This window comes from Bradyrhizobium hipponense (assembly GCF_008123965.1).
GTDB classification, from domain to species: domain Bacteria; phylum Pseudomonadota; class Alphaproteobacteria; order Rhizobiales; family Xanthobacteraceae; genus Bradyrhizobium; species Bradyrhizobium hipponense.
On the sequence record NZ_VSTH01000179.1, the window covers coordinates 1 to 3,153 of the forward strand.

The 3,153-nt window shown below is 66.0% G+C and carries 4 protein-coding genes; all 4 read left to right on the top strand.

What is annotated here, in order from left to right; all coding sequences use genetic code 11:
* Positions 1-85 precede the first annotated feature (85 nt).
* The 4 genes from tnpA to FXV83_RS38065 are packed head-to-tail and all read left to right on the top strand — an operon-like array spanning position 86 to position 3,121.
* Positions 86-547, top strand: a complete 462-nt coding sequence (gene tnpA / locus FXV83_RS38050) for an IS66-like element accessory protein TnpA (protein WP_148744999.1) — start codon at positions 86-88, stop codon at positions 545-547.
* A complete protein-coding gene (gene tnpB / locus FXV83_RS38055; protein WP_085398167.1) occupies positions 544-897 on the top strand; it encodes an IS66 family insertion sequence element accessory protein TnpB in 354 nt (117 codons plus the stop codon). Before tnpA ends, tnpB begins: the two co-directional genes overlap by 4 nt.
* A 50-nt stretch (positions 898-947) precedes the next feature.
* Positions 948-2,507: an IS66 family transposase gene (tnpC, locus tag FXV83_RS38060; protein WP_148745003.1), complete on the top strand. Its 1,560-nt coding sequence runs from the start codon at positions 948-950 to the stop codon at positions 2,505-2,507.
* A 29-nt stretch (positions 2,508-2,536) separates the two neighbouring features.
* Positions 2,537-3,121: a UPF0149 family protein gene (locus FXV83_RS38065; protein ID WP_148745001.1), complete on the top strand. Its 585-nt coding sequence runs from the start codon at positions 2,537-2,539 to the stop codon at positions 3,119-3,121.
* The last annotated feature ends 32 nt before the right edge of the window (positions 3,122-3,153 follow it).

Sequence of the window (3,153 nt, forward strand, 5' to 3'; positions counted from 1 at the left end):
GTAACCGGCATGAGGGCCCCACCTCGCCGTCGCGAGGTTCGCCTGCGATACAGCCTGGCATGAGCTGATCGGTGGAGGTGCAACGATGGCAAATGCCATGCTTGATGCCAGGCAGGAAGGCGACTCGTATCGTCGCATTGAGGTGATCACCGGGCACCGCGGGCGCCGACGATGGACGGGCGAGGAGAAGGCCCGGATCGTGGCGGAGAGCTTTGAGGCTGATGTCAACATTTCCGAGGTGGCGCGCCGCAACGGCGTTGCCCGCGGGCTGCTCACGGTGTGGCGACGCCAGGTTGCGGCGGCGGTGGCCGGCAAGGCGCCGAGCTTCGTGCCGATCCACGTCGAGGCGGAGAGCGGAGGCGAGACAGCTGGCGAGCCCGCGCGTGTTTCGTCGGTACAGACGAGGTCGTTGGAGATCGCTGCGCCGGTCACCAAGCTCTCCGGGGTCATCGAGATCGAGATGAGCGGGGCGCGCATTCGGGTCGAGCCGGGAGTGGAGCTGGCGACGCTTTCGACGGTGCTGGCGGCGCTCCGAGGCGACCGGTGATTGCGTTACGATCCGACCTCAAGGTGGTGTTAGCGACACAGCCGGTCGATTTCCGCAAGTCGGTGCACACGCTGTCGGCGTTGGTGAGCGAAGCGCTGCATGCGAACCCGTATTGCGGCGACGTCTTCGTGTTCCGCAGCAAGCGCATGGACAGAGTGAAGCTTCTGGCGTGGGACGGCAGCGGCATGGTCCTGGTGACGAAGTGGTTGCACGAGGGACGCTTCACCTGGCCGCCGATCCGCGACGGCGTGGTGCATCTGAGCGCGACGCAGCTCGCGATGCTGATCGACGGGCTTGAGTGGACGCGCGTCTCACCCAAGCCTGTGAAGCAGCCGGCCGTTGTCGGCTGAGAGGTGGGGATTTCGCTGGAGCCTGTGGCGCGCGGATGTATCGTCTGGTTATGGCGATTCGCCCCGACGCTCTCCCGACCGATCCGTCAGCTCTGACCGAGATGGTGCTCGCGCTTGACGCCGAGAACGAGAAGCTGCGTGTGGCGATGCAGACGCTCAAGGAGATGATCTTCGGGAAGCGCTCGGAGCGACTTGCGGTGCTCGTGGACGAGCAACTCGCGCTTGAGCTGGGCGATCTCGAGACCGACGCCACGTTGCCTGTGCAGGCCAACGACGATGCGCCTGCGGCGAAGCCGCCCGGCAAGGTGCGCAAGAAGGCCCGCCGCAACATCGGCGCACTCCCAAAGCACCTGCCGCGCTGCGAGCAGGTGCTGGAGCCGGAGGCGACGGCCTGCGCGTGCTGCCAGGGTCGGCTCCACAAGATCGGCGAGGACGTCAGCGAGGTGCTGGACATCATCCCCGCGATCCTGCGGGTGCTGCGCACGATCCGTCCCAAATATGGGTGCCGCAGCTGCACCGATGGTGTGGTCCAAGCGAAGGTGCCGCCGCGCCTGATCGAGAGCGGCATGGCTTCGACCGCACTCGTGAGCCACGTGGTGGTCTCGAAGTTCGCCTGGTATCTGCCGCTGTACCGACAGGTGCAAATTCTGGCCGGCCAGGGTGTCCATCTCGACCGTGCGACGCTGGCCGGCTGGGTGAAGCGTGCGGCCTGGTGGCTCAGGAGCCTCTATGAGCTTCAGCTGCGCACGATTCAGGCCTCGCCGCGCCTGTTCTGCGATGAGACGCCAATGCCGGTGCTCGATCCCGGACGACATCGCACCCGCATCTGCCAGTTCTGGGCACATGCCATGGATGACCGGCCATGGGGCGGCCCCTCGCCGCCGGCGGTTGCCTACGTGTTCGCCAACGGCCGCGGCACCGAGGAGATCGCCGGACAACTGAAGCGCTTTTCCGGCATTCTGCAGGTGGATGGTTATGCTGCCTACAAGGCGCTCGCCCGCGATCATGGCGGCGCGATCCAGCTCGCTTTTTGTCTCGCCCATGCTCGACGCAAATTCGTCGAGGTGTTCAAAACGACCCAGTCGCCGTTCGCGCGCGAGGTGATCGAACGCCTGCAGGCGGTCTATGCCATCGAGGCGGAGATCCGCGGCAGCACTGCCGAGCAGCGGCTGGCCGTCCGCTGCACCAGGAGCGCATCGTTGATGGCGGCGCTCAAGGCGCGACTGACCGCGATTGTCGACCAGCTCTTCTCCCAGTCGAAGCTGGCGGAGGCCATCAACTACGCGCTCAATCACTGGAACGGGCTGACGCTGTTCCTCCGCGACGGCCGCGTCGAGGTCGACAGCAATACGGTCGAGCGTTCAATGCGCCCGATTGCCATGGGAAGACGCAACTCGTTATTCAGCGGCAGCGAGGGCGGCGCCGAGAGCTGGGCAATCTTGGCGTCGATCGTGAACACGGCAAAGCTCCATGAGCTCGATCCGCAGGCCTACCTCGCCGACGTGCTGGAGCGCATCGTGTCCGGGCGAACCAAGAGCCATCAGCTGCACGAACTGCTCGCCTGGAACTGGAGGGCGGCGCACCAGCACACCGCACAGGCCGCCGCATGAGCCCGCGTCGTCACAAGGCTTCGTCGTCGATGGCGGCCGCCGCGATGCCCCTTGCGGAGCTCGATCGGTGGCTGCAGGCTCGCGTCGATCGGCTTCCTGCCGCCACCAGCATCCCCATGCTCGATGGTTATGTCGCCGCGATCGTGGCCGGACCGGTGTCGATGAGTCCGCTCGACTGGATCTGTCCGCTGCTCGCCATCGATGCCGATGCTTTCAACCACGGCGACACCCCGGAGTTCGCGGCGCTCTCCGCCGTCGCGCTGCGCCATAACGACATCAGCAACGTCCTTACGACCGCGCCCGACCAGTTCGAGCCGATGCACCGGCGCAAACCCAATGGCGACGTCGATCCGCGACCCTGGTGTCAGGGATTCTACGCCGCGATGCGGCTCAGGCTGCCGGCCTGGGCGCCGTTGCTGGACGGCGGCAACGTCAATCACGGCCTGGTTCTGCCCATCCTGCTGCACTGTCGCGACGATCAGGGCCATCCGCTGCTCGGACTGCCACCAAGGGACCCCGAGACCGGGCACTTTCTCCGTAACGCCGATATTCCAGCAGCTGTCGAGGCCACGCGCCAATACTGGATGCCGATCCGCTACGCACGCGCCCCCTGATCGCCGCAGACGTGGGAGCTCATACCGGTTAC

Coding starts and splice junctions, on each gene's coding strand:
- FXV83_RS38065 (WP_148745001.1), top strand. CDS start 2,537: ATGGCGGCCGCCGCGATGCCCCTTGCGGAGCTCGATCGGTGGCTGCAG.
- tnpA (WP_148744999.1), top strand. CDS start 86: ATGGCAAATGCCATGCTTGATGCCAGGCAGGAAGGCGACTCGTATCGT.
- tnpC (WP_148745003.1), top strand. CDS start 948: ATGGCGATTCGCCCCGACGCTCTCCCGACCGATCCGTCAGCTCTGACC.